Source organism: Halocatena halophila, from assembly GCA_027563145.1.
Taxonomy (GTDB): domain Archaea; phylum Halobacteriota; class Halobacteria; order Halobacteriales; family Haloarculaceae; genus Halocatena; species Halocatena halophila.
The window spans coordinates 1295648-1315432 of the sequence record CP071306.1 but is presented as its reverse complement, the minus strand read 5'-3'; the positions used below and the strand labels follow the sequence as shown (position 1 = coordinate 1315432).

24 protein-coding genes are annotated in these 19785 nt (G+C 59.1%); 8 read left to right on the top strand and 16 right to left on the bottom strand.

The window, feature by feature from the left end; genetic code table 11:
- Nucleotides 1-24: 24 nt before the first annotated feature.
- The 4 genes from ilvA to dcd form a co-directional block, all read right to left on the bottom strand.
- Entirely contained in the window at nucleotides 25-1236 is a 1212-nt protein-coding gene (gene ilvA / locus JXQ78_RS06990; RefSeq protein ID WP_330632762.1) for a threonine ammonia-lyase, read from the bottom strand.
- Between the two features lie 280 nt (nucleotides 1237-1516).
- Nucleotides 1517-2650, bottom strand: a complete 1134-nt coding sequence (gene citZ, locus JXQ78_RS06985; protein WP_330632761.1) for a citrate synthase — start codon at nucleotides 2648-2650, stop codon at nucleotides 1517-1519.
- A 113-nt stretch (nucleotides 2651-2763) separates the two neighbouring features.
- Nucleotides 2764-3663, bottom strand: coding sequence for a thiamine-phosphate synthase family protein (locus JXQ78_RS06980; RefSeq protein WP_330632799.1), 900 nt, complete (start codon nucleotides 3661-3663; stop codon nucleotides 2764-2766).
- 1 nt (nucleotide 3664) lies between these two features.
- A complete protein-coding gene (gene dcd / locus JXQ78_RS06975) occupies nucleotides 3665-4252 on the bottom strand; it encodes a dCTP deaminase (protein WP_330632760.1) in 588 nt (195 codons plus the stop codon).
- An 82-nt stretch (nucleotides 4253-4334) separates the two neighbouring features.
- On the opposite strand from dcd, the gene pth2 reads away from it, so the two are divergent.
- On the top strand, nucleotides 4335-4673 hold the full coding sequence (pth2, locus tag JXQ78_RS06970) for a peptidyl-tRNA hydrolase Pth2 (protein WP_330632759.1): 339 nt from the start codon (nucleotides 4335-4337) through the stop codon (nucleotides 4671-4673).
- Here the strand turns inward: pth2 and JXQ78_RS06965 are convergent, their stop codons facing one another.
- On the bottom strand, nucleotides 4674-5567 hold the full coding sequence (locus tag JXQ78_RS06965) for a DUF7282 domain-containing protein (protein WP_330632758.1): 894 nt from the start codon (nucleotides 5565-5567) through the stop codon (nucleotides 4674-4676).
- A 284-nt stretch (nucleotides 5568-5851) separates the two neighbouring features.
- Between JXQ78_RS06965 and truD the strand changes: the two genes are divergently transcribed.
- From truD to JXQ78_RS06950, 3 genes are read left to right on the top strand one after another with little or no spacing between them, the layout of a single operon-like run.
- Complete coding sequence (gene truD / locus JXQ78_RS06960; protein ID WP_330632757.1) at nucleotides 5852-7189, top strand: tRNA pseudouridine(13) synthase TruD; 1338 nt, start codon at nucleotides 5852-5854, stop codon at nucleotides 7187-7189.
- Nucleotides 7190-7228: 39 nt separating this feature from the next.
- Nucleotides 7229-7870 (top strand): molybdenum cofactor guanylyltransferase, encoded by a 642-nt coding sequence (gene mobA, locus JXQ78_RS06955; RefSeq protein WP_330632756.1) that lies wholly within the window; start codon nucleotides 7229-7231, stop codon nucleotides 7868-7870.
- A 29-nt stretch (nucleotides 7871-7899) separates the two neighbouring features.
- Nucleotides 7900-8082, top strand: coding sequence for a hypothetical protein (locus JXQ78_RS06950; protein WP_330632755.1), 183 nt, complete (start codon nucleotides 7900-7902; stop codon nucleotides 8080-8082).
- Here the strand turns inward: JXQ78_RS06950 and JXQ78_RS19035 are convergent.
- The 6 genes from JXQ78_RS19035 to JXQ78_RS06920 form a co-directional block, all read right to left on the bottom strand.
- Nucleotides 8042-8167, bottom strand: coding sequence for a hypothetical protein (locus JXQ78_RS19035; protein ID WP_407934043.1), 126 nt, complete (start codon nucleotides 8165-8167; stop codon nucleotides 8042-8044). The genes JXQ78_RS06950 and JXQ78_RS19035 overlap by 41 nt on opposite strands.
- Before the next feature lie 240 nt (nucleotides 8168-8407).
- A complete protein-coding gene (locus JXQ78_RS06940; protein WP_330632753.1) occupies nucleotides 8408-9148 on the bottom strand; it encodes a beta-ketoacyl-ACP reductase in 741 nt (246 codons plus the stop codon).
- A gap of 115 nt (nucleotides 9149-9263) precedes the next feature.
- Nucleotides 9264-10604: a class III poly(R)-hydroxyalkanoic acid synthase subunit PhaC gene (gene phaC, locus JXQ78_RS06935; RefSeq protein WP_330632752.1), complete on the bottom strand. Its 1341-nt coding sequence runs from the start codon at nucleotides 10602-10604 to the stop codon at nucleotides 9264-9266.
- A 4-nt stretch (nucleotides 10605-10608) separates the two neighbouring features.
- A complete protein-coding gene (locus JXQ78_RS06930; RefSeq protein WP_330632751.1) occupies nucleotides 10609-11160 on the bottom strand; it encodes a poly(R)-hydroxyalkanoic acid synthase subunit PhaE in 552 nt (183 codons plus the stop codon).
- 10 nt (nucleotides 11161-11170) lie between these two features.
- Nucleotides 11171-11815: a hypothetical protein gene (locus tag JXQ78_RS06925; RefSeq protein ID WP_330632750.1), complete on the bottom strand. Its 645-nt coding sequence runs from the start codon at nucleotides 11813-11815 to the stop codon at nucleotides 11171-11173.
- Nucleotides 11808-12128 carry an AbrB/MazE/SpoVT family DNA-binding domain-containing protein gene (locus tag JXQ78_RS06920; protein WP_330632749.1) on the bottom strand — a complete coding sequence of 107 codons (321 nt, stop codon included), beginning with the start codon at nucleotides 12126-12128 and terminating at the stop codon, nucleotides 11808-11810. The genes JXQ78_RS06925 and JXQ78_RS06920 overlap by 8 nt, the downstream gene beginning before the upstream one ends.
- Before the next feature lie 149 nt (nucleotides 12129-12277).
- On the opposite strand from JXQ78_RS06920, the gene JXQ78_RS06915 reads away from it, so the two are divergent.
- Nucleotides 12278-12880 carry a MaoC family dehydratase gene (locus JXQ78_RS06915; RefSeq protein WP_330632748.1) on the top strand — a complete coding sequence of 201 codons (603 nt, stop codon included), beginning with the start codon at nucleotides 12278-12280 and terminating at the stop codon, nucleotides 12878-12880.
- A gap of 6 nt (nucleotides 12881-12886) precedes the next feature.
- Here the strand turns inward: JXQ78_RS06915 and cgi121 are convergent, their stop codons facing one another.
- Entirely contained in the window at nucleotides 12887-13375 is a 489-nt protein-coding gene (cgi121, locus tag JXQ78_RS06910; RefSeq protein ID WP_330632747.1) for a KEOPS complex subunit Cgi121, read from the bottom strand.
- On the bottom strand, nucleotides 13372-15609 hold the full coding sequence (locus JXQ78_RS06905; protein WP_330632746.1) for an ATP-dependent DNA helicase: 2238 nt from the start codon (nucleotides 15607-15609) through the stop codon (nucleotides 13372-13374). Before JXQ78_RS06905 ends, cgi121 begins: the two co-directional genes overlap by 4 nt.
- Before the next feature lie 88 nt (nucleotides 15610-15697).
- On the opposite strand from JXQ78_RS06905, the gene JXQ78_RS06900 reads away from it, so the two are divergent.
- Complete coding sequence (locus JXQ78_RS06900; RefSeq protein WP_330632745.1) at nucleotides 15698-15943, top strand: ferredoxin; 246 nt, start codon at nucleotides 15698-15700, stop codon at nucleotides 15941-15943.
- On the opposite strand, the gene JXQ78_RS06895 is transcribed toward JXQ78_RS06900, so the two are convergent.
- Both JXQ78_RS06895 and mdh read right to left on the bottom strand, forming a co-directional pair.
- Nucleotides 15940-16695, bottom strand: a complete 756-nt coding sequence (locus tag JXQ78_RS06895) for a bacteriorhodopsin (RefSeq protein WP_330632744.1) — start codon at nucleotides 16693-16695, stop codon at nucleotides 15940-15942. The genes JXQ78_RS06900 and JXQ78_RS06895 overlap by 4 nt on opposite strands.
- 127 nt (nucleotides 16696-16822) lie before the next feature.
- The gene (gene mdh, locus JXQ78_RS06890) at nucleotides 16823-17737 is read right to left on the bottom strand and encodes a malate dehydrogenase (protein ID WP_330632743.1); all 915 of its coding nucleotides are present in this window, start codon (nucleotides 17735-17737) and stop codon (nucleotides 16823-16825) included.
- Between the two features lie 217 nt (nucleotides 17738-17954).
- On the opposite strand from mdh, the gene JXQ78_RS06885 reads away from it, so the two are divergent.
- Together JXQ78_RS06885 and JXQ78_RS06880 are read left to right on the top strand one after the other, a co-directional pair.
- Nucleotides 17955-18584, top strand: coding sequence for an Sjogren's syndrome/scleroderma autoantigen 1 family protein (locus JXQ78_RS06885; protein ID WP_330632742.1), 630 nt, complete (start codon nucleotides 17955-17957; stop codon nucleotides 18582-18584).
- Between the two features lie 109 nt (nucleotides 18585-18693).
- Nucleotides 18694-19275: a response regulator transcription factor gene (locus JXQ78_RS06880; RefSeq protein ID WP_330632741.1), complete on the top strand. Its 582-nt coding sequence runs from the start codon at nucleotides 18694-18696 to the stop codon at nucleotides 19273-19275.
- On the opposite strand, the gene JXQ78_RS06875 is transcribed toward JXQ78_RS06880, so the two are convergent.
- Complete coding sequence (locus JXQ78_RS06875) at nucleotides 19233-19784, bottom strand: GNAT family N-acetyltransferase (RefSeq protein ID WP_330632740.1); 552 nt, start codon at nucleotides 19782-19784, stop codon at nucleotides 19233-19235. The genes JXQ78_RS06880 and JXQ78_RS06875 overlap by 43 nt on opposite strands.
- Nucleotide 19785: the final 1 nt, after the last annotated feature.

Below are 19785 nucleotides of genomic sequence, written 5' to 3'. Positions count from 1 at the left end.
TTAACGGTCGTGATTGCGACCGGCTCACAAGAGCAACTCGATCGGGTAGCCCGACGCCTCGAGCTTGTCGATCAGCGCAGAGACGTGGTCCTGTCCTCGAGTTTCTAGATCTAGCACCACTTCGGCCGATTCCATGCCAATGTTTCGCGCCGTTCGGTCGTGTTGAATGGCATAGACGTTCGCCCGGTTGTCGGCGATGATCCGAGTGAGCTCGTTGAGTGCCCCCGGACGATCTTTCAGCACGGTTCGGAGTTTAACGTAGCGCCCGCTGTGGACGAGACCACGCATCAGCACCGTCGTCAGCACGTTCGGATCGATATTGCCACCGCTGAGTACTGGCACGACCGTCTCATCGTCATCAAAATCAAAGGCCTCGGTGAGCAACGCTGCGATCGGCGTCGCACCCGCGCCTTCGACCACCACCTTCGAGCGCTCGACGAGCAGGGAGATCGCCTGTGCGATCGCAGAATCGGAGACGGTAACCACCGTATCGACCCGTTCGCGAATGACTTCGTACGGCGTCGTGCCGATTGCACGCGTCGCAATTCCGTCGGCAATCGTATCGACAGCCTCGAGTTCGACGACGCCACCCTGCTGGATGGCCTCAAAGGCACTTGGTGCGCCGGCTGCCTGGACACCCACCACTCGAATGTCCGGATCGAGCCCCTGGACGGCCGTCGCGATCCCCGCGATCAATCCGCCACCGCCGATCGGTACCACGACGGTCTCGACCGCGGGACAGTCCTCGACGATCTCAAGGCCGACAGTTCCCTGGCCGGCCATCACTGCGAGATCGTCGAACGCGTGGAGATACGTCCGCTGTTGCTCGCGTTCGATCGCGTGTGCGTGCTCTGCGGCCGCGTCGTAATCCGCTCCGTGAAGCACCACTTCTGCGCCGTAGCCCTCGGTCGCTTCGATCTTCGAGATCGGTGCGTGTTCTGGCATCACGACCGTTGCATCGACGCCAGCTCGACTCGCGGCGAGTGCCACCCCCTGTGCGTGGTTGCCGGCACTGGCTGTCACAACGCCCGCCGCACGCTGGTCTGCATCCATCGTGGCAATGCGGTTGGTCGCCCCTCGAAGCTTGAATGCGCCAGTGCGCTGAAACAGCTCGAGTTTACATCGAACGTCCGCGCCCGTTCGCTCTGAAAACGTTCTCGAGTGCTCGATCGGCGTCCGTCGAATCTGTCCCTCGATCCGCTCGCGCGCCACAACCACGTCGTCGTACGTAAGCATACGCCGGATAGCCCAGGCTCGTGGTTAGGGGTAACGCTCCAAAAAGGGGAGATGGAGCGTGTGACAGTTACCCATCTGTCTGATTGACCATAAATACCCCTCTTCCGTGGTGAAAGTGAAAGTAATCCAGTCGAGTGCTGGCTCGCCGATATTCAAATATTGAAATTATACATTTCTAATTTATATCTGTTTTATGATGTGCCTTCGATGAGCAGTACGCACGGCTCCTGCTAGGCCAGTTTTTCTACAGAACAACACGTAACTGAGACGGCTGGTGGTGTTATCGGTCGTCGATCTGGGGGAACGATCGCGGTTCGTTCCCGACATAGCGTGCCCGTGGACGGATGAGCCGATTGTCGTCGTACTGTTCAAGGACGTGGGCGATCCATCCGCCGACGCGAGAGAGCGCGAAGATCGGTGTGTACGTATCGATTGGAATCCCCATCTGGTAGTAGGTCGAGGCGGAGTAGAAATCGACGTTTGGCGCGAGCCCTTTTTCGTCGCTGACGTAGGATTCGATCGCCTGGCTGTACTCATACCAGCGCGTGTCGCCGGCGGCCTCGCCGAGTTCCTCCGAGCGCTCGCTGAGGATCCGTGCCCGCGGATCTTTGACCTGATAGACCCGATGGCCAAATCCAGGGATCCGTCGGCCCTCCTCGAGAGCGTCTTCGACCCAGGTCGTCGGGTCTTTCTCGCTCTCATCGACCTCTTTTAACATTGCCATGACATCCTGATTTGCGCCGCCGTGAAGCGAGCCGCTCAACGTGCCGACAGCGGTCGTGATCGCGCTGTGGAGATCAGCAAGCGTTGATGCGGTGACAGTAGCGCCGAACGTCGAGGCGTTGAGTCCGTGATCGGCGTGCAAGACGAGCGCCATGTCGAAGGTTTCGGCGAGCACGTCGTCGGGAGCGTCGCCATTGAGCATGTAGAGGAAATTCGCCGCGTGTGAGAGATCCGTCCGCGGTTCGACGGGCTCGTTCCCGTCGCGGAGCCGAACGAACGCCGCAAAAGCGGTTGGCATCTTCGCCGTGATGCGGATGCCTTTCTCTAGATTCGCATCACGGTCGGTTGGATTCACGTCGTTCACGTCGCTCGCAGAAAGCGCCGACACGATCGTTCGGAGCGCGGCCATTGGCTCTTCGTCTGCGGCTGCGAGCGTCTCGATCGTCTCAAGTAGTCCATCGTCAATGGCACGCTCTGTGGCCATTGCATCGGTGAACGAATCGAGTTGCTCACGTGTGGGGAGCGCGCCGTGCCAGAGGAGATACAACACCTCTTCGTAGCTGGCGTCTCGGGCGAGATCGTCGATCGAGTAGCCCCGATAGATGAGTTGTCCCGCGTTGCCGTCGATGAAACTCAGTTCAGATTCAGCGACGAGCACACCCTCTAGCCCCTTTTTCAGTTCCTCAGGCATACTCGTGGATTTCATAGCTATGCTCAAAAGGATTATCTTTCGTGCAGAACCCCGATCGTTCGATCGAAATTCCACCATTCGGACGGCGTTCGTCCCAGTGGTGTTCCAATTGCTCACTCCGTTTCGACGATTGCCTTCGCTCGCGAACTGACGGTTGGGGCGTCTTCTCCGAGGAGATAGACGACGGGCTCGATTCCCATAGCGCCGGTCTGATAGAGGACATCTGTGGTGTCGGACAGTACGGGCTCGATAGCATCGGAGAGTGCTTGTTCGGGGTCGAACTCGACACACTCGAGGCCATCACTCTCGAGTTGGGCGATCGTTTCGGGCGAGTAGGCGACGTTGAGCGTTGCGCGCACGGCTGGATTCTGCTGACGACAGGCGAGCAACACGGATGCGACGTGGCCGCTGGCACCGAACTCCGGTTCGGCCGGCACCGTTACGCGTCCTTTCACGTCGAGAATTCGTCCGGGGATGCCTGCTACATCTTCAATTCCGTCGGCTCTGGGAAGACATTCGACCAGATTCGAACCGACGGCGGGAATGAGCGTTGCGATCCCACTGGTCTGCTCTAACAGACGCAGTCCACGCCGCACTGAGCCAAGCGTTCGTTCGCTTGCTCGAAGCCGGCTTTCTGCGTCGTGAACGTCGAACAGTTCGTCGTGGGCAGCCAGTTCTGGAACGGCGTCTTCGTGGAGTTTGGCGAGTACCCCACCGCGTTCGAGCTGTCGGATACACACCTCGATCTCGATGAGTGCTTGCACCTGACTGATCTCTTCGTTCGCCAGTCCAACGGCGAGTTCGCTCACGAGCGTTTCGACGCGTGGATGGTTCAACACCGCGTCGTTGCGTTCGACATCGCCGTGTGAGTATTTCGAGACGGCCGACTGGCTAATTCCTAGCACCCCTGCAACGTCCGTCTGGGTCAGTCCCTGCGCTCTGAGCTCTGCGGCCAGCATCGAACGGACGGTGGGCAAAAACTCCTCGACAACGATCTCTTCGATGAACCGCATCTCATTGCTCACCTCCGAACTCGCGGTCACCCTGGATGCGAGAGGCTTGCGGGCCGTCCTGGTGCTGGTATTTTGAGCCACGCTCTGTGCCGTAGGGTCTGTCGGCTGGCGAGCTGAGCTCCGTGAACGTTAGCTGTGAGATCCGCATTCCCGGCGTCAGAGAGACCGGTGCTGCGCCGAGATTGGAGAGTTCGAGCGTGATCTTCCCTTCAAACCCTGGATCGCAGAGCCCTGCCGTCGCGTGAACGACGATGGCGAGTCGTCCCAGCGAGGATCGTCCCTCAACGTGGGCGATGAGATCGTCCGGGATCGCAACACGTTCGTGAGTCGTGCCGAGAACAAAATCGCCCGGATGGAGAATGAACTCCTCGTCGCCACTGACTGTCGTTTCCTCGACGTACTCTGCGACTTCGTGCTCGCTCGTCGGGTGAATACACGGAATGTTCGTCCGCTGGAACTCCAGAAACTCGCGGCCAAGCCGGAGATCGACGCTTGCGGGCTGAATCTGCAGCTCCGGATCGTCGATCGGCTCAATAGCCAGATCGCCGGCCTCGAGGCGCTCGAGGATGTCTCGGTCGGAGAGAATCATACTAGTTCGGCGGTCTCAATTCCCTAAAAAGGCCTCGAATCGTGGCGTCAACCCCTTATCAGAGCGGCGTCTCCGATGGGTCATGAAACAGGCAATCGTTGCACGTACGGATCTTGGCATGAGCCGGGGAAAGCTGGCCGCACAGGTTGCACACGCCTCGCTCTCTGCCTATGAGGATGCCGACCGAAAGACGCGAACCGCCTGGAAAGGAAATGGACAGAAGAAGGTCGTGCTCAAGGCAGACGGCAAGAATACGCTGTTCGAACTGGCCGATGTGGCACGACAGCACGGGATCACCCACGCAATCGTCCGTGACGCCGGCCACACCCAGCTCGAACCGAACACCGTCACCACGCTCGCCGTCGGACCGGGTCGTGACGAGCAAGTAGACCGCGTAACCGGCGGACTCTCGCTCTACTGATCAGGATCCGGCTACCGTTTTCGTTGGTGTCGGAGTGGCGGACTGCTTGACTGTAATCGTCGCCGAACTGCTGACGACCTCGCCGTTCGTTTTATACGGGAGATCGACGGTCGGGTCGTACTCGCCGTTCTCATTCGTGTCCTGATATAAGGTGACGGTGAGTTCCGTCGTCGTCGTCAACGGATTCGATGACATCGTGAGCGTCATCTTGCCGCCCTCTCGTGGATCAACGTAGTCCGATTGAATCCGGTTTGTGCCGCCTTCAAGGACGAAAAAGCCACCCTGTGGCATGGCGACGTTCTCGAATTCGATCACGCTTCCGTTGCTCTGCTGATCGGCGAAGGTGATCGCTGCCTGTGAACCGCTATCACACGCGGTAGGCATTGCGAACGTCCGTGGATCGGTGTCAGTGCCCGGGATGACGACCATCAGTTCGTCTCCGTGTCCGGCCGGCTCGACCGTGATGGTCTTCGAGCTGGAGCCTGCAACGGTCACTTCCGTCGGATCAGCGTCACTGGAGTGGAGACTGTAGGTGATCGTCACCGGATCGGGATTCGAGTTTTTGATGGTGTAGTTGGCTGTGGAGATATCAGCCGTACACTCATTCATCTGTGTTATTTCGACGTGTTGGGGATTTATCCCCTCGTTCACGTCCGGTGATGGCTTTATCGTGGGCGTATCGGTTGGCGTTGCCGTGTCCGATGGCGCTGTATGGACTGGTATCGAGTTGCTGTCGGTCGTTTCGACGCCGGCGCTCGTTGGCGAGTAGGTTCCAGACGAATTGTCCGGTGGTTTGGCCACGCTCATCAGCACCACGGCGACGACGATAATGATGATTGCAAGCACGGCAGCTGCGATACCTGCGATGTGGGTTTCAGTTAGATTGTATCTCATTTCCAGGTAGTCCAGAGGATGCCCAGGGGGACGAATCGCACTCGGTCGGTACGGAGTTGAGGGGTGTTCGGTCTGCAGCGGTATTATTTACCCGGTTGGGCTTTGTGTGTGTCGTCGCTGGGCGTCCATCCTGCTAGAACGATGTCCACGGTAAAAAAATCCAGTCATAGTGATTCACGGCCGCTTGACCATCGTGACCAGCTGCTGAGAGAGCCAAACTGGATCCAGTCATTATTCAGCCCAACCATCCTACGCCAGCACATGCAACGACGGAGCGAACACAGATGACGGCTTCACCGCCGTTCGAGCGGGCGATCGGCATCGACCGATACGTCTCGGAGACGCCGGGAATCGACGGCGTGCTCCGAAACGAGCCCGCGGATTTTGCGGTTCGAGAGCGGTCGGTTCGCGAGCTGGAACCCCTCGATGCGGATCCGGGTGACTATCCGGCGCTGGTGTTCCGAGCGACGTTGACCAATCGCGATACCAACGGCTTTGCGAGTGAGCTGGCCAATCGATTGGGGATCAGTAGAGAGCGCATCACCTGGGCCGGGACGAAAGATAAGCGCGCGGTCACCACCCAGCGATTTTCGATCAGAAACTTCCAGCGCGATTCACTGCCGTCGGTGGCTGGCGCTGAGATCGAACTCCTTGGACGGGCCGGTCGACCAGTTCTTTTTGGCGATCACAACGGCAACGAGTTTTCGATCATCGTTCGCGAGGCCACAGAAAACGCACGCGAACTGTGCGAGCAAACCACCACGGAACTGGCGTCGTTTGCCGATCGGACCCCACCCACGATCGGCGTGGCAAACGTCTTTGGTCCCCAGCGGTTCGGGACGATCCGGCCGGTTACACACGAGGTGGGACTGGCGATCGTCCGTGGCAATTTCGAGCAGGCCGTGCTCACGTATCTTGGCAATCCCTCGCCAACGGAGCCACCAGCCACCCGACGCGCTCGCGAGTACGTGGACGAAACGCACGACTGGGCAGGAGCGCTCGATCGATTTCCATCGCATCTCGGCTACGAACGAGCGATCGCACAGCGGTTGCTCGAAACCGACGCGACGGGCTCAGAGCGATTCGAGACGGCACTCACAGCCGTCCCATCGAATCTCCAGGCGCTGTTCGTCCACGCTGCCCAGTCGTATTTGTTCAATCAGCTATGTTCCAGGCGACTCGAGGCTGGATTGCCGTTCGACCGGCCGGTTGCCGGTGACGTGGTCTGTTTTACCGACGACCACGGCCGTCCGGATCCCGACCACACACAGCGCGTCACCAAAGCCCGCGTAAAAACCATCACACGCCATTGTGAGCGCGGCCGTGCATTCGTCACCGCGCCCCTCGTCGGAACCGAGACGGAACTCGGTGAGAAAACGCCGGGAGATATCGAACGTGCAGTGCTCGATGATGAAGGATTGACGCCCGGATCGTTCGACGGCACGGGACAGTTCGGATCGACGGGCACCCGGCGGCCGATTCTGCTGCAGACAGCGGTGTCAATCGATGCCGTCGATGACGATCCGACGGCGCTGTCGTTCGAGTTCTCGTTGCCCAACGGGGCCTATGCGACGGTGGTGCTCAGAGAATACATGAAGGTTCCAGCGGCGGATCTGGCCTGAGCCCAGTTCGCTTTTGCTTTCGAGGCCAAATCGTCAAGCATGTCCGAAACGCGGTGTGCACTGGTGATCGCTGGCGGGCGATCGCGTCGGTTCGGTCGCACTGAGAAAGCGACTGTCCCGGTGGCGGGCGTTCCGATGATCCGTCGCATCGTCCGACGGCTCGCGCACGTCGTCTCACACGCGGTGATCAACTGCCGACGATCACAGACACCAACAATTGCGAACGCGATCGGAGAGCCACCGCTTTCGGTGACGTTCGCCCACGATGAGCGACCGGATCGTGGACCGCTCGCAGGAATCGAGCGTGCCGTTGGGACGGCTGATTCAATCGACGCCGATCGCGCATTTGTGATTGGATGTGACATGCCGTGTCTCGATCCGGCGGTGATCGAGCTGTTGTTCGATTACTGTGGTGACGGTGCTGGGGCCATCCCTTGTGATCGAACGGGCCGACCACAACCACTCCACGGCGTTTACCGGCTGGCCCCGCTCGAACGGGCAATCAAACGCTGTGACCGGCGTGGTCGTCACTCCGTTACTGCCCTGCTCGATGTGCTCGATGTGAGCGTACTCGCCCCCGAGACGATTCAAACGGCTGGTCGGCTTCGAACGTGCATCAACGTTAACACGCCCACAGATCTCGAGGCGCTCGAGAGACTTCTCGAGCTGCGATCCGAGTGATTTTGTGCGCCTATCGTCTGCTAGGACGTATGACAGGGTCGCAATCGACAGTGCTCTGGGGAGTAATCGGTGGGCTCTCGTTTCTCGTGCTCGCACAGGGATTCGTCCTCGTGACCGGCGAGTCGATTGATCTCGCCGTCCTGTTCGCCGTCGCGATCGTCGTCGGACTGCTCACCGTCGTGTGTAGTGCGCGCTTCCAGCGGTGGCTATAACTGCGTCGCCGTTCAGGACGACGAGCACGTTGCGGGCGTTTCCCATCCCTCTGACGATCACCGTTTCTGTGGCGTCGGTGGCCATCGCTGGCGACACTTCCGGGACGATCGCTACGAGGAGCCATCGGCGTTCTGACTCCCACGACCCATCGTTCTATAACGCCGCCACGACTGCCACAGACGACGGTGTGATCTCGTTCGGCCAGCAACGCGACAACCGAAACGGCGGTCTGATACTGTACTGATTCGTTCGCTGTGGTTGTACTCCCGAGGACAGAGACGGTCTGGGAGAAAACTCACACTGGAGGGTAAAAATCGCCCAGACTCACCATTCCATTCCACCGTTCACCGCGAGCACCTGCCCCGTCATATAACTCGACTCCGGACTGGCCAGAAAACGTACAATTCCCGTCACATCATCGACCGTCGCGAACCGGTTGAGTGGAATCCGCTCGAGAATGTGATCTCTCACCCGTTCTGGCACTGTCTCTAGCATGTCGGTCTCCACAAAGCCCGGAGCGATGCAGTTGGCCGTCGAGCCCGACTCGGCCATTTCGAGCGCGAGCGTCCGCGTGAATCCGAACAACCCGCTTTTTGTCGTGGCGTAGTTTGCCTGCCCGTAGTTTCCCTGCTGGCCGACCACTGAAGAGATGTTGATCAACCGCCCGTGTTCTGCAGCCCGGAGATCGTCGAACAAACAGTGGGTGCAGTTGAATACACCGGTCAGATTCACGTCAATGACTCGTTCCCACTCCGAACGGGACATATTGGCAAACTTACGATCGACCGTGATACCCGCGTTGTTTACCAGCACGTCGACATCCCCGAATGCGCTGTGAATTGCTTCACACATCGATTCGACCGCGTCGTAGTCCGATACGTCCGCCTGTACCGCGATCGCGCTCCCGCCCGCCGCTTCGATTTCATCGAGCACGTCGTGTGCCGCTCCTTCCGAAGAGTGGTAGTTCACGACGACGTTCGCACCACGACTGCCGAGCTCGATCGCAATCCCTCGACCGATTCCGCGTGATGCACCGGTTATCACACAGGTCTGATTCGCACACATATCTGTACGTTGTCCATACGTATTTATAACATTATGCTATAATCTTAATATATTACATTAATTGTCACAGTAGATAAATATATTCGCGTCCTGGACGGCGTGCACACTCCTCAGTTCACTGGGCGGCTTCGATCCAGCGCTCGACCCGTGTCGTGCTGACTTCAGCAGCATCCGCGACTGTTTCCGGATTCAACTCCAGAAGATCTCTGACCGTTTCGATCCCTGCTTCGCGGAGCCGTGAAGCGTAGGTGAGTCCGATCCCCTCGACGGATTGGATCCCGTCTGCGCCGTCGTCGATGGCGGGTGCGCTCTCGGTCGAGCCATCGGGTGGGGGGTCTGTGCCGTCGTCGTCGATCTGCTCGTGGAACCAGTCGGCGACGGCCGGCCAGACCTCTGCATGAGACGTACTCGAGACTGAAAGCCCGATGTGACCGGTCGGTGCCTCGATCACCGAAACATCATCGCTCTCGATCACGTCGTTGAACGGAATCGAAGACGCCTTCGGTATCAGATGGTCGTGTTCGCCAACGATCTGAACAACTGGCATGTCAATCTGGCCCACATCTACGTCTCTGTTTCCAATGGTGAGCTCGTTCTCGTAGAGCTTATTCTCCTGATAGATCTCTTCGAGAAACTGCACGTACGTCTCGCCGGCCACATCGATACCTTCCGAGAGCCAGCGTTCCATTCTGGCGAAGTTCTCCACGAATGACTGATCGTCGAGGTTGTCGTAGAGACGGACGTACTTGCTACAGAAGTTTGCAACCGGATCCATCAGGGCAAATCCAACGTCGAGCATCTCGGCCGGGACGTTGCCGTACACGTCAGTGACTGCGCTCGGATCGTAGTAGTCCTCGTGGCCCCACTCCTCGAGGGTGCCACCAGTGTCATCGAAACAGAGCCCTGCGGCCATCAGTCCGAGTGCATTGACGGTGTCGGGCTCGAGTGCCGTGTACATCGCCGCCATCGTCCCGCCCATGCAGTAGCCCAGCACGTTGATCGCGGACTCCCCAGAGCGCTCACAAACGACATCGACGCAGTTTGCGATGTATCGAGTGACGTAATCCTCGAGCGTCAACACCGAATCCAGCCGCGAAGGCTCGTTCCAGTCGATGAGATACACGTCGTGGCCAGCATCGAGCAGCCGCCTGACGACGCTCCGATCGGGCTGCAGATCGAGAATGAACGGCTTGTTGATCAGCGCATAGATGATCAAAATCGGAACGTCTGCCTGCTCATCCGTGCGCGAGGAGTAATGGAGCAACTCGAGTTTGTTCTCCGAATGGACCACCTCGTGTGGGGTCTGTCCAACCTCCACGTCGGCCATCGTCGCAAAGCGCTCGTCTGCGACGGCGAGCGAGGAAAGTGACTCCGTGGTCGCATCGAGCAGCGCCCGCTGTGAATCGAGCGCGAGCGTGAACGGATCCGCCGGCGTCGGTGTACTATCTGAAGCCATCGTCTCACTCACGCTGCTGGATGATCGTATCCAGTTTCTGCTCGATACTGTGCTGTCGACGCTCGATTTCGACGAGTCGCGTCGCAACCTCCTCTAGCTCGGACTGGGTAGCGATCCCCATCTGTGCCAGCGCATCCTGGCTGACTGTCTGGGATTCGCGTTGTAGCTCCATCATCGATTCGACCACGTCGCCGGTCGTGGCCGCAAACGCCGACGTGTTCATCACCTCTTTGAACGCTTCGTTCGCCGTTCGGAGCCAGATGTCGCGAAACGCCTCGATCGGCACCTCGTCGCCTTCGCTTGCCTGGCGGGCGCGCTCGAACAGTTCGTCTGCCGACTCCATCCAGATCTCATACGCGTTACTGTAGGCCTCGAAGCCTTCAGAGAGGGCCTGTTCTTCGGGCATCGACCCCTCCATCGCTTCAGCCCACGATTCGACGAACGAGGCCTGTGCTTTGATGTTCTGCTCGACGGATCTGGCCACCGTGTCGTTCATCTGATCGACCATTCGATTCCACTGCTCTAGCACGTCATCGCCTGCATCGGTAGTGGCCATCGCTGGATACCTACGCTGTGCTGGAGCTACTGTCGCTCATCGATTCGAGCTGTGCAGCCTGGGTTTCGAACTGCTCGAGCAGGCGTTCGGTCTGGGATTCGAACTCGTCCTGGAACAGCTCGGCCTGCTGTTGGAACCGGTCCTGGAACGCTTCGGACTGTGACTCCATCTCCTCCTGGAGGGTCGTCAGCTGTTGTTCGAGCCCTTCGACGCTCTCGGTCGTCTGCGTTTCGACGGCCTCGTGGGCCTCGAGCAGCTGGTCGGTCTGCGTCGTGACCACCTGGAGATACTCTTCAAGGAACTCGTCGTACGTTTCGAATCCGTTTTCGAGCTCCGATGTGGTCGTTGTGACCGAATCATCCGTGGCCTGGGCCACTGCCGCAAACTGTTCGTCGAGCGTCTCGCGCAGCTCCGTCACCGCATCGGATGCGCCTGGCACCGTCGCCTCAACGGTGTCGAGATACGATTCGAGTGCGGCCCGTGATAGTTCGAGACCCTGCTGATGTGGGCCCTCGTGACCATCGATCGTTTCGAACATGGTTCGGTTGATCGTCTGCTGTAGTTCGATCGAACGCTCGAACAGCTGCTGGGTCTGTTCGATCGTCGCTCTCTGCAGCTCAAACGTCGTTTCGATTGGGGTTGTGAACTCACTCATTGGTCTCACCGGGTCGGTTTCGTTTGACTGGGATGACCACAGTTTGGACGATGTCACCCTCCTCGATGTCGAGCGCTTCTCGTTCGGCATCGGGAATACTGATTCGGCCACCGCTTTGCACTCGGGTTTTGAACGTCGCCGTCTGGCTCAGCGCACCGAGCTGTGATCCAATCGATCCGTTCGATGGATCCGATAGCTCGAACAACTGCTGGAGCATCTTCTGTTGGCTGTCCATTGCCCGCTCACTCGCCTGCTGCATCCCCCGAGTGAACAGCGCGGGTGGCCACATGGGTGCATCGTTGTCCTCGGTCATCGCCTAGTACCATTCAATACCCCCAAAACCATAAGAACTTCGCTAGGAACCATTTGCTACCATCTCTTACCATTCTCTACCATTAAGTCTGTCAATTTTCGGGGATGAACCGATGGCTTTTAAGGTTCGACCGGGTATATTGATCGGCTATGAGTTCTGGGACATACCCGTCCATGGTTCGCGCGTGGACGCGTTCGTCGTCGTTGCTGTTCAGTGGTCTTCTGGAGGCCAATCGGGCGGCAGTAGCAACGTTCAATCACCAATCTGATGAGACAGAATCGAGTTGCTCTGTGAACATACCAGCCGGTGGCGTGCTCGAGGACTGGTCAGTTGAACGAGATATCGATCGCGATTCCACCGTGTCAGTCGGTGACAGCGTACGGTTTTCCAAAGAACTGTCGGATTCTGATGTTGAACGGTTTGCGCTCGCGAGTGGCGACACCAATCCGATTCATCTTGACGACGAACACGCGGGGGAGACGCGATTTGGTGGTCGGATTGTACACGGCATTCTCGCAACTGGACTGATCAGTGCTGGGCTTGCACAGCTGCCTGGAGATATCGTGTATCTATCACAGGAAGTCGAGTTCCTTCGTCCTGTCGAGATTGGCGAGCGAGCGACGGCGACGGTGTCGATCGCAGAGTCGCTTGGCAACGATCGATACCGTCTCAGGACGCAGTTACACACGGAGCCAGACAGTCTCGCAATCGACGGCGAAGCAATTGTGCTTGTGGACAGTCCCCCCGAGTAAGTGGTCCTACTTTTCGATGGTCAACAGGGCAACTCGTTCTTCGACGAGTGCAGACAGGTCCCGATCGGTCGCATCGACCTCTGCGCTGGTGATGTCGAAAAATGAACAAACGCGTGCTCTGTCGTAGTCACCGAGCGTCGGTGTTCGTTCGAGGAGGGATTCGAGTTCGTCGATAGCGCCCGCCTCATCGCCGCCATCCACGAGGATCACTGCGGGCGTCGATCCCGTCGACAGCCCCATGGTGAGCGCCTGATCAATCTGGCGACGACCGGCGGCATAACACAACAGCTCTACAGCCCGGTCGTCGGCGATGTTCTCGTCGCGATCGAACGCCCTGTCGGCCAGTTCGAGTGCACGCTGTAGATGCGATCGTCCGGTGACATATCGTGCGTCGAACGCCTGCACGGTGGCGTCGTGTGCGTCGCCGATCGCACCAAGCGTCGCGATAAAGCCATCGAGATCGCCAACCGTTACGATCCCTTCGAGGAGTCTCATGGGAAATCCCCCAGCGTCGATTGACCGTCAGCTGGCGGTGATCCCCCCGACGTGTCGGAGCCTGGTTCGGTTACGCCTGCCATCGACGGATTGGGGTGACCGACGGCCTCAAGAATACCCTCAGCGGTTTTCGTTCGCCCACGAACCGCGCCGAGCACGGTGGCCTTCTCCGCCGTTCTGAGATCCGCTCGTGTTTCGATACCAGCGTCGAACAGGCGTCGTGCTCGCTTTCGACCGACGTTGTGCACGCCGGCGAGATCGATCAGCTCCTCGCTGACGCCATATTCAACCCGCTTTCTCGCCCGGCGGATTGCTGGTCCGACGGAGAGTTCGAGCTCGACTGCGAGCTGTTCTGCTCCTCGGAGCAGCCACTCGGCGGTATCAACTTTCCCGCGTATGTCTCCGGGACCAACGCCGTAGTCGTCAGTGATCCGGTCTTCGTCACGTTCGCTCGCCCAGTCTTCGAGCAGTTTGGCGGTTTTTAGTGCAGAGAGCCACTCCTCGAATCTGGCTTCTTCGAACTCGGAGGGCATCGCGCCGAGGAACTCCGTTTCGCGCTCGTAGGCCGTCATCGTGTACGCCTCACGGTCACCCGATCTGAGATATAGTTCGTACATATCGGGCGTCCGGGCGACGAGATGGTAGAGTCCGAGCGGCGTCGGATCGCTCACTCCACGCAGTCCATCGACGATTTCGGCGGCGCTCATCGGATCGAGGTAGAGTCGCGAGACGGTGTGGCCAAGACTCGTCGCAGCTAGCGATCCGTCCGATCTGTCGAACGTCAGAAACTCATTCGCATCCAGATACGCGACACAGTCGTCCATGACCGATTCGAGGTGGGCTGCGTTCTCGGTCTGGGTGGCGTACAGCGTCTCTTTGAGAAACGCCAGTAGCTCATCTCGCGTTCGTGCGACTCCGGAAGCGACCGTCGACAGCACGTGCGTCCGCAGTGCCGGTTCGGCAGCCAGCTTCGATTCGACCGGTTCGGGCGAGGCCCAGACGTACTGCTCGAACAGTTCATCGAGCTCGTCGTGGCTGTTTGCGAGCAACAGCGCCTCACCATAGGGATCTCGTCCGGGACGGCCCGCTCGCCCGAACATCTGATGTACCTCGAGCACGGACAGCGGTGCCATCCCGCCGACAGAACCATCATAGCGCCGCCAGTCCCGAACGACGACGCGTCGCGACGGGGTGTTCACGCCGGCCGCAAGCGTTGGCGTGGCGGCAACTACCTTCAACAGCCGATCTCGGAACGCATCCTCGATTAGCGAGCGGCTGCGACGCGACAGGCCAGCATGGTGGAACGCACCACCGTGTTCGACGGCGTTCGCCAGCTCGTCGTTCGTTTGCGTGTCGCTCACGTCGCGAATCTCGGCGGCGATTTCTGCGAGTTCGCTCCGCTCGTCGGCAGTAAGTCGTTCGCCGACGACGCCGGCCAGGCGTTTTCCCGCACCTTTTGCGTTCCGACGGGAGTTGACAAACACTAGCGTCGATCCACCATCATCGAGGGTGTCACGGACGATCGCTTCGGTCGGTTTCTCACCGCTTGTGACCGGCAGCTCTTCGGTGGAGCCGTCGTCGAAATGCGCTGCTTGTCCGTAGTGGACGCCAGCCCGCAGCTCGATCGGTCGCCACTCCGACTCGACGAGGGTTGCGTCCAACCAGGTTGCTACCTCCCCAGCGTTGCCAACCGTCGCCGAAAGAGCCACGATCTGGGGATCGGCGGCGAGCCCTTTCAGTCGGGCGAGTGTCACCTCAAGCGTTGGTCCGCGGTGGTCATCATCGACCAGGTGAACCTCATCGGCGACGACACACGACAGGTCGTCCATCCACGGGGCGTTGTTTCGAAGCAATGAGTCCACTTTCTCGCTGGTGGCAACGATCACATCAGCATCGGCGAGCCACTCGCCGCTGGATTCGTAATTACCGGTCGAAACGCCGATGGAGAGGCCATATGCTTCGAATCGTTCGAATTCCTCGTGTTTTTCGCTCGCAAGCGCACGCAACGGAACGATATACAGCGCCTTGCCACCCCGTTCGATGCTCGAGAGCATCGCGAGCGTTGCAACGAGGGTTTTTCCGCTGGCCGTTGGGACGCTTGCCACCACGCTTTCGCCAGTGGTGATACCCGCCTCCACAGCTGCCGACTGTGGCGGGTACAGCTCCGTCACGCCGTCGTCTGCGAGCAGCTCGGGGAGCCAGGACGGAATCTCGGGAACCGATGCGACTTCCATTGTCGGTGGTAGTTCGGTATCGGGTTTAAGGGTTGTCGAAGCAGTGGCCAGCGACAGGCCTTTGGGTGGGGTTTACCAACCCGAGAGCATGAAGATCGAGTACGACCGTGACACCTGTATCGGGATGTTTCAGTGTGTTGCAGAATGGGACGGATTCGAGGCCGACGAGACCGCCGGCAAGGCGGTGCTACTCGATGGAACCGAGACCGACGAGGACCTATTCTCCCGCGAGGTGCCGCCAGATGCTGAACTGGACGCCAAATTTTCCGCCCGCGTCTGTCCGGTGGATGCGATCACTGTCTATGACGACGATGGCGAACAGCTGATCCCTTAAGATCCAAGCGTTCTGGGCTTGCTGTCTGTGGCATCGTTCATTGTGGCTCGATTGCTGAGCACCAGCCAGCCGACGCCAAGCTTGAGCAATAGATCCAACAGCAGATAGCCTGCGAGCGCCACGACTACCGGCACGACACCCAGCAGCTGGGTCGCCAGCCAGCCGAGCCCATAGAGCACGAGCAGCACGATGACGACATTTCTGAGCATGCTGTACACCAGCGCCACTTCAGTCGCCTGCTGTGCTGCCGACCGCGAAATCGGACGAGCAAGGAGAACGACGACCGCCACGAGCGCAACGACGCTCAACCCGAACAGCCCATAGCGGACGGTAATCGCGTCGTATCCGGCCAGCGCCTGAGTGGTGAGCGCGCTCGTCAACCCGAACACGACCAGCGAGATGGAAAACCCGACCGTCGCCCCAACCGTCCGGCGGCTCGCGCCCGCGATGGTCCCCAGCGCGAGCAACACCAGCGGGAACGTAACCAGCCAGTCCAGATAGTGGAGCCAGTAGACTCGCTGGGACACGCCCCCGAACGTGACCTGTAGCGATCCATAGCCCAGACTCAACAGTAGATACGTCACGGTTCCGGCGAACGCCAAGCCGATCGAGAGCACTGAGAGGCGCCGTCCGGTCGAAGACCGACCCCCGACACGCACGAAGACACCCAACCCAGCGAGAAATGCGACCGTTCCGATGAGAAACCAGAGCTGGCCGCTTTCGATCGCACTGGTCTGTAGCAACACTGCCATCGAACCAGCTATCGAGACTGTCTGACTTATAATTGACCTTTCGATCTGACGGACGACACCGGTGTTACCCCGTCGGCTCGCCCGATCGTTCGAAGTATGGTAAAAATTACAATACGTTACGGTCGCATCATGCGATCGACTGATACTGCTCGGTGAGCTTCTCTGCGGCGTCATCGAACAGTTGCTGTTCGTGCTCCGAAAGGTCCCATTCGACGATTTCTTCGACGCCGTTTGCGCCGAGCTTGACCGGCACGCCAAGTCCGACACCGTCGTGGCCGAACTCGCCGTCGAGCACGATCGAGCCGGGGAGAACGGTGCCGGTGTCACGGAGCACGGCTTCGACCATATGACCGACGCCGGTGGCTGGTCCCCACTCGGTTGCACCTTTCCGTTCGATCACGTTCATTGCGCTCTCCTGGAGATTCTCCAGAAGCCGCTCTTTTTCGTCGTCGGTGAACGACGGATCGGTGCCATCGACGCGGACTTTCGAGAAGACAGGCACCTGTGCGTCGCCGTGCTCGCCGAGAATCGTGGCTTCGACGTTCTGGACGGGCGCATCGAACTCTTCGGCCAGCACGTATCGGAACCGAGCGCTGTCGAGTCGCCCACCGAAACCGATCACCTGCTGGCGAGCCCGATCACCGGCCTCATAGAGGTGACGGTTGAGCAGATCGACCGGGTTGGAGGTGGTGATTGTCACGAAGTCGTCGTTGTGCTCGGCCAGCGACGCGCCAATCTCCTCCATGATCGGTGCGTTGTCTTCGGCCAGATCAAGTCGAGTCTGTCCGGGCTTGCGTGGAATGCCAGCGGTAATCACCACGACATCGGAGCCAGCAGTGTCTTCGTACTCGCCCTGGCGAATCGTGGTGTTCGAATCGTAGGCAACACCGTGGTTCACGTCGGCTGCCTGTCCGATCGTGGTGTCTTCCATGTCCGGAATGTCGACAAACACCAGTTCGTCGGCCACATCTCGAAGTGCGATGTTGTATCCAGCCGCCGCACCGACCGTCCCCGCTGCACCGACAACGCTTACTTTTACCATATCACAAAATCGTCTCACGGGCTGGTTAAACGTGTCGAAAAGCGCCATTTCACCAGTGGTAGCACACAAACTGTTCAGTGTTACCATCTCTTTTTGAACGAACAGAACAAGCTACCAGTGGCTCCCAAATATCGTGTGGTTCGTTACCATCGTTCGGTTTCGCGGCTAAGCGGCATTGGTCGGAGTTCTTTTTGAGATCGATCACATTTGATGGTGTATGAGCGAGTTCGACGAGCAGGCCGAGCGCGAAAAGCTGAAACGCCAGTTCGAACGCGATCAGAAAAAACGGGAGGCGACGGCCCGCATGAGTGAACTCCTCTTGCAAGGAGCGACGATGACCGACACCCACTGTGACACCTGTGGCGATCCGCTGTTCCGCCACGATGGGACGGAGTTTTGTCCCACCTGTCACACTGAAGACAGCACCGATGCCCACGCTCAGGAGGCCGACGCCTCGAACGCGGAGTCATCAACTTCGACGCCGGCCACAGATTCCGCAGAAACCACAGCCACCGAGCCGGCTGGTTCGGGCGATGATTCACAACCGTCCCCGACCGAATCGACGACTACGCCGTCGGCTGCTCGCGATACGGACGCTACGGATCGGTCACCCGAGCCGTCGAGAACGCCCCGGAGTGAGTCCGCCACACCCCAGCATCCCAGGGAGTCGCCACCAGCCGGAGCCAGCTCTCTTGAGGAGGCCAGAACGGCACTCGAACGGACGATCACCCGGTTTGCCACCCAGGCGGATACAATCGAAGACCCCGATCGAGCCCGGTCGTATCTTCTGGCCGTCGAAGACGCGGCGTCAGCGCTTCGTGCGCTCGACCGAACGTCGAGTCCCTAACCCACTCCGATGATCTGAAAATTGCAATCGAGTTGGATCTCTAATACAACGATGCTGATTGGATTGGATAATCGGAATCTTAATCATTTTGGCGTGTAATTGCGGAGCAATGAGTGATTCCTCGCCCGTCGTTTTGCTCGTCGAAGACGAGCCGTCGCTGATCGAGATCTACCGCCACTGGTTGTCCGATTCGCATACGATACGGACGGCGCAGACCGGCGATGGGGCCCTTGAGCTAGTTGATGAGGACGTTGACGTGATCGTGCTCGATCGGCTGTTGCCGTCGATGACCGGTCGCGAAGTGATCGAACATGTCCGCGAGCGCGAGCTTGAATGTAAGATCGTGATGGCCACGGCGGTCGAGTCGAACTTCGATCTGATCGAAGCTGGTGCGGATGCGGCGATCACGAAACCGATCACCAAAGACGAACTGCTGCGTGCCGTCGACCAGATGCTCGATCAGGAGTCATATCTCGAGAAAGAACAACAGCTGTTCGAGCTACTTGAGCGGCGAGCGTCGCTGTATAGCACAGATGATCTCGACGTTGAAACGATCGAAGCGATCGATGCCGATATCGAGACGCTACAACGCGATCTCGACGAACGAACGGCTGCCATGGACGACGGCGCGTTCATCAGTTTGCTTCGTCACGGTGTTGATGATTGCCAGACCGAGCGATCGAGCCCGTAACAGACCAGATCGCGGTACTCGCCGTCGACGAACGCGAAGTTTCTGCGTTGTCCCTCTTTTTCGAAGCCGAGTGATTCGAGCAATGCACGAGAGGCGTCGTTGTTGGCGAACGCCTGTGCACCGACGGTCGGAGCGTCATACCGACTGAAGACGCTCGAAAGCAACAGTGAGACGGCCTCGGTGCCGAGACCGTGGCCGTGCACTGCTGGGAGCAGCCAGTAGCCGATCTCCGGGCGCTTTTCCGAGCCGTCGCTGACACTGGTGAGCCCGATTCGGCGTTCTTCGTCGAGTTCGAGCGATTCCAGTAGCGGACCAGCTTCCAGGGTCACGATGAACTGCTCGCTGTCGGGGGAATCCGGCACTGACAGCTGTTCACGCGATTGGATGGGATTTCCCATCGGTATCCGCAACGCCGGCTCGCTTACTCCTCGTCCTTTGAACGCCAGGTCTTCGGATTCGAGCGTTCGAAGCACAACCCGCGAGCCTGACGCAATGGAATGGCCAGCCATC

Excerpts from the sequence above, each read along its gene's own strand:
- ilvA (WP_330632762.1), bottom strand. The coding sequence starts at position 1,236 with ATGCTTACGTACGACGACGTGGTTGTGGCGCGCGAGCGGATCGAGGGA.
- citZ (WP_330632761.1), bottom strand. The coding sequence starts at position 2,650 with ATGCCTGAGGAACTGAAAAAGGGGCTAGAGGGTGTGCTCGTCGCTGAA.
- JXQ78_RS06980 (WP_330632799.1), bottom strand. The coding sequence starts at position 3,663 with ATGCGGTTCATCGAAGAGATCGTTGTCGAGGAGTTTTTGCCCACCGTC.
- dcd (WP_330632760.1), bottom strand. The coding sequence starts at position 4,252 with ATGATTCTCTCCGACCGAGACATCCTCGAGCGCCTCGAGGCCGGCGAT.
- pth2 (WP_330632759.1), top strand. The coding sequence starts at position 4,335 with ATGAAACAGGCAATCGTTGCACGTACGGATCTTGGCATGAGCCGGGGA.
- JXQ78_RS06965 (WP_330632758.1), bottom strand. The coding sequence starts at position 5,567 with ATGAGATACAATCTAACTGAAACCCACATCGCAGGTATCGCAGCTGCC.
- truD (WP_330632757.1), top strand. The coding sequence starts at position 5,852 with ATGACGGCTTCACCGCCGTTCGAGCGGGCGATCGGCATCGACCGATAC.
- mobA (WP_330632756.1), top strand. The coding sequence starts at position 7,229 with ATGTCCGAAACGCGGTGTGCACTGGTGATCGCTGGCGGGCGATCGCGT.
- JXQ78_RS06950 (WP_330632755.1), top strand. The coding sequence starts at position 7,900 with ATGACAGGGTCGCAATCGACAGTGCTCTGGGGAGTAATCGGTGGGCTC.
- JXQ78_RS19035 (WP_407934043.1), bottom strand. The coding sequence starts at position 8,167 with ATGGCCACCGACGCCACAGAAACGGTGATCGTCAGAGGGATGGGAAAC.
- JXQ78_RS06940 (WP_330632753.1), bottom strand. The coding sequence starts at position 9,148 with ATGTGTGCGAATCAGACCTGTGTGATAACCGGTGCATCACGCGGAATC.
- phaC (WP_330632752.1), bottom strand. The coding sequence starts at position 10,604 with ATGGCTTCAGATAGTACACCGACGCCGGCGGATCCGTTCACGCTCGCG.
- JXQ78_RS06930 (WP_330632751.1), bottom strand. The coding sequence starts at position 11,160 with ATGGCCACTACCGATGCAGGCGATGACGTGCTAGAGCAGTGGAATCGA.
- JXQ78_RS06925 (WP_330632750.1), bottom strand. The coding sequence starts at position 11,815 with ATGAGTGAGTTCACAACCCCAATCGAAACGACGTTTGAGCTGCAGAGA.
- JXQ78_RS06920 (WP_330632749.1), bottom strand. The coding sequence starts at position 12,128 with ATGACCGAGGACAACGATGCACCCATGTGGCCACCCGCGCTGTTCACT.
- JXQ78_RS06915 (WP_330632748.1), top strand. The coding sequence starts at position 12,278 with ATGAGTTCTGGGACATACCCGTCCATGGTTCGCGCGTGGACGCGTTCG.
- cgi121 (WP_330632747.1), bottom strand. The coding sequence starts at position 13,375 with ATGAGACTCCTCGAAGGGATCGTAACGGTTGGCGATCTCGATGGCTTT.
- JXQ78_RS06905 (WP_330632746.1), bottom strand. The coding sequence starts at position 15,609 with ATGGAAGTCGCATCGGTTCCCGAGATTCCGTCCTGGCTCCCCGAGCTG.
- JXQ78_RS06900 (WP_330632745.1), top strand. The coding sequence starts at position 15,698 with ATGAAGATCGAGTACGACCGTGACACCTGTATCGGGATGTTTCAGTGT.
- JXQ78_RS06895 (WP_330632744.1), bottom strand. The coding sequence starts at position 16,695 with ATGGCAGTGTTGCTACAGACCAGTGCGATCGAAAGCGGCCAGCTCTGG.
- mdh (WP_330632743.1), bottom strand. The coding sequence starts at position 17,737 with ATGGTAAAAGTAAGCGTTGTCGGTGCAGCGGGGACGGTCGGTGCGGCG.
- JXQ78_RS06885 (WP_330632742.1), top strand. The coding sequence starts at position 17,955 with ATGAGCGAGTTCGACGAGCAGGCCGAGCGCGAAAAGCTGAAACGCCAG.
- JXQ78_RS06880 (WP_330632741.1), top strand. The coding sequence starts at position 18,694 with ATGAGTGATTCCTCGCCCGTCGTTTTGCTCGTCGAAGACGAGCCGTCG.
- JXQ78_RS06875 (WP_330632740.1), bottom strand. The coding sequence starts at position 19,784 with ATGGCTGGCCATTCCATTGCGTCAGGCTCGCGGGTTGTGCTTCGAACG.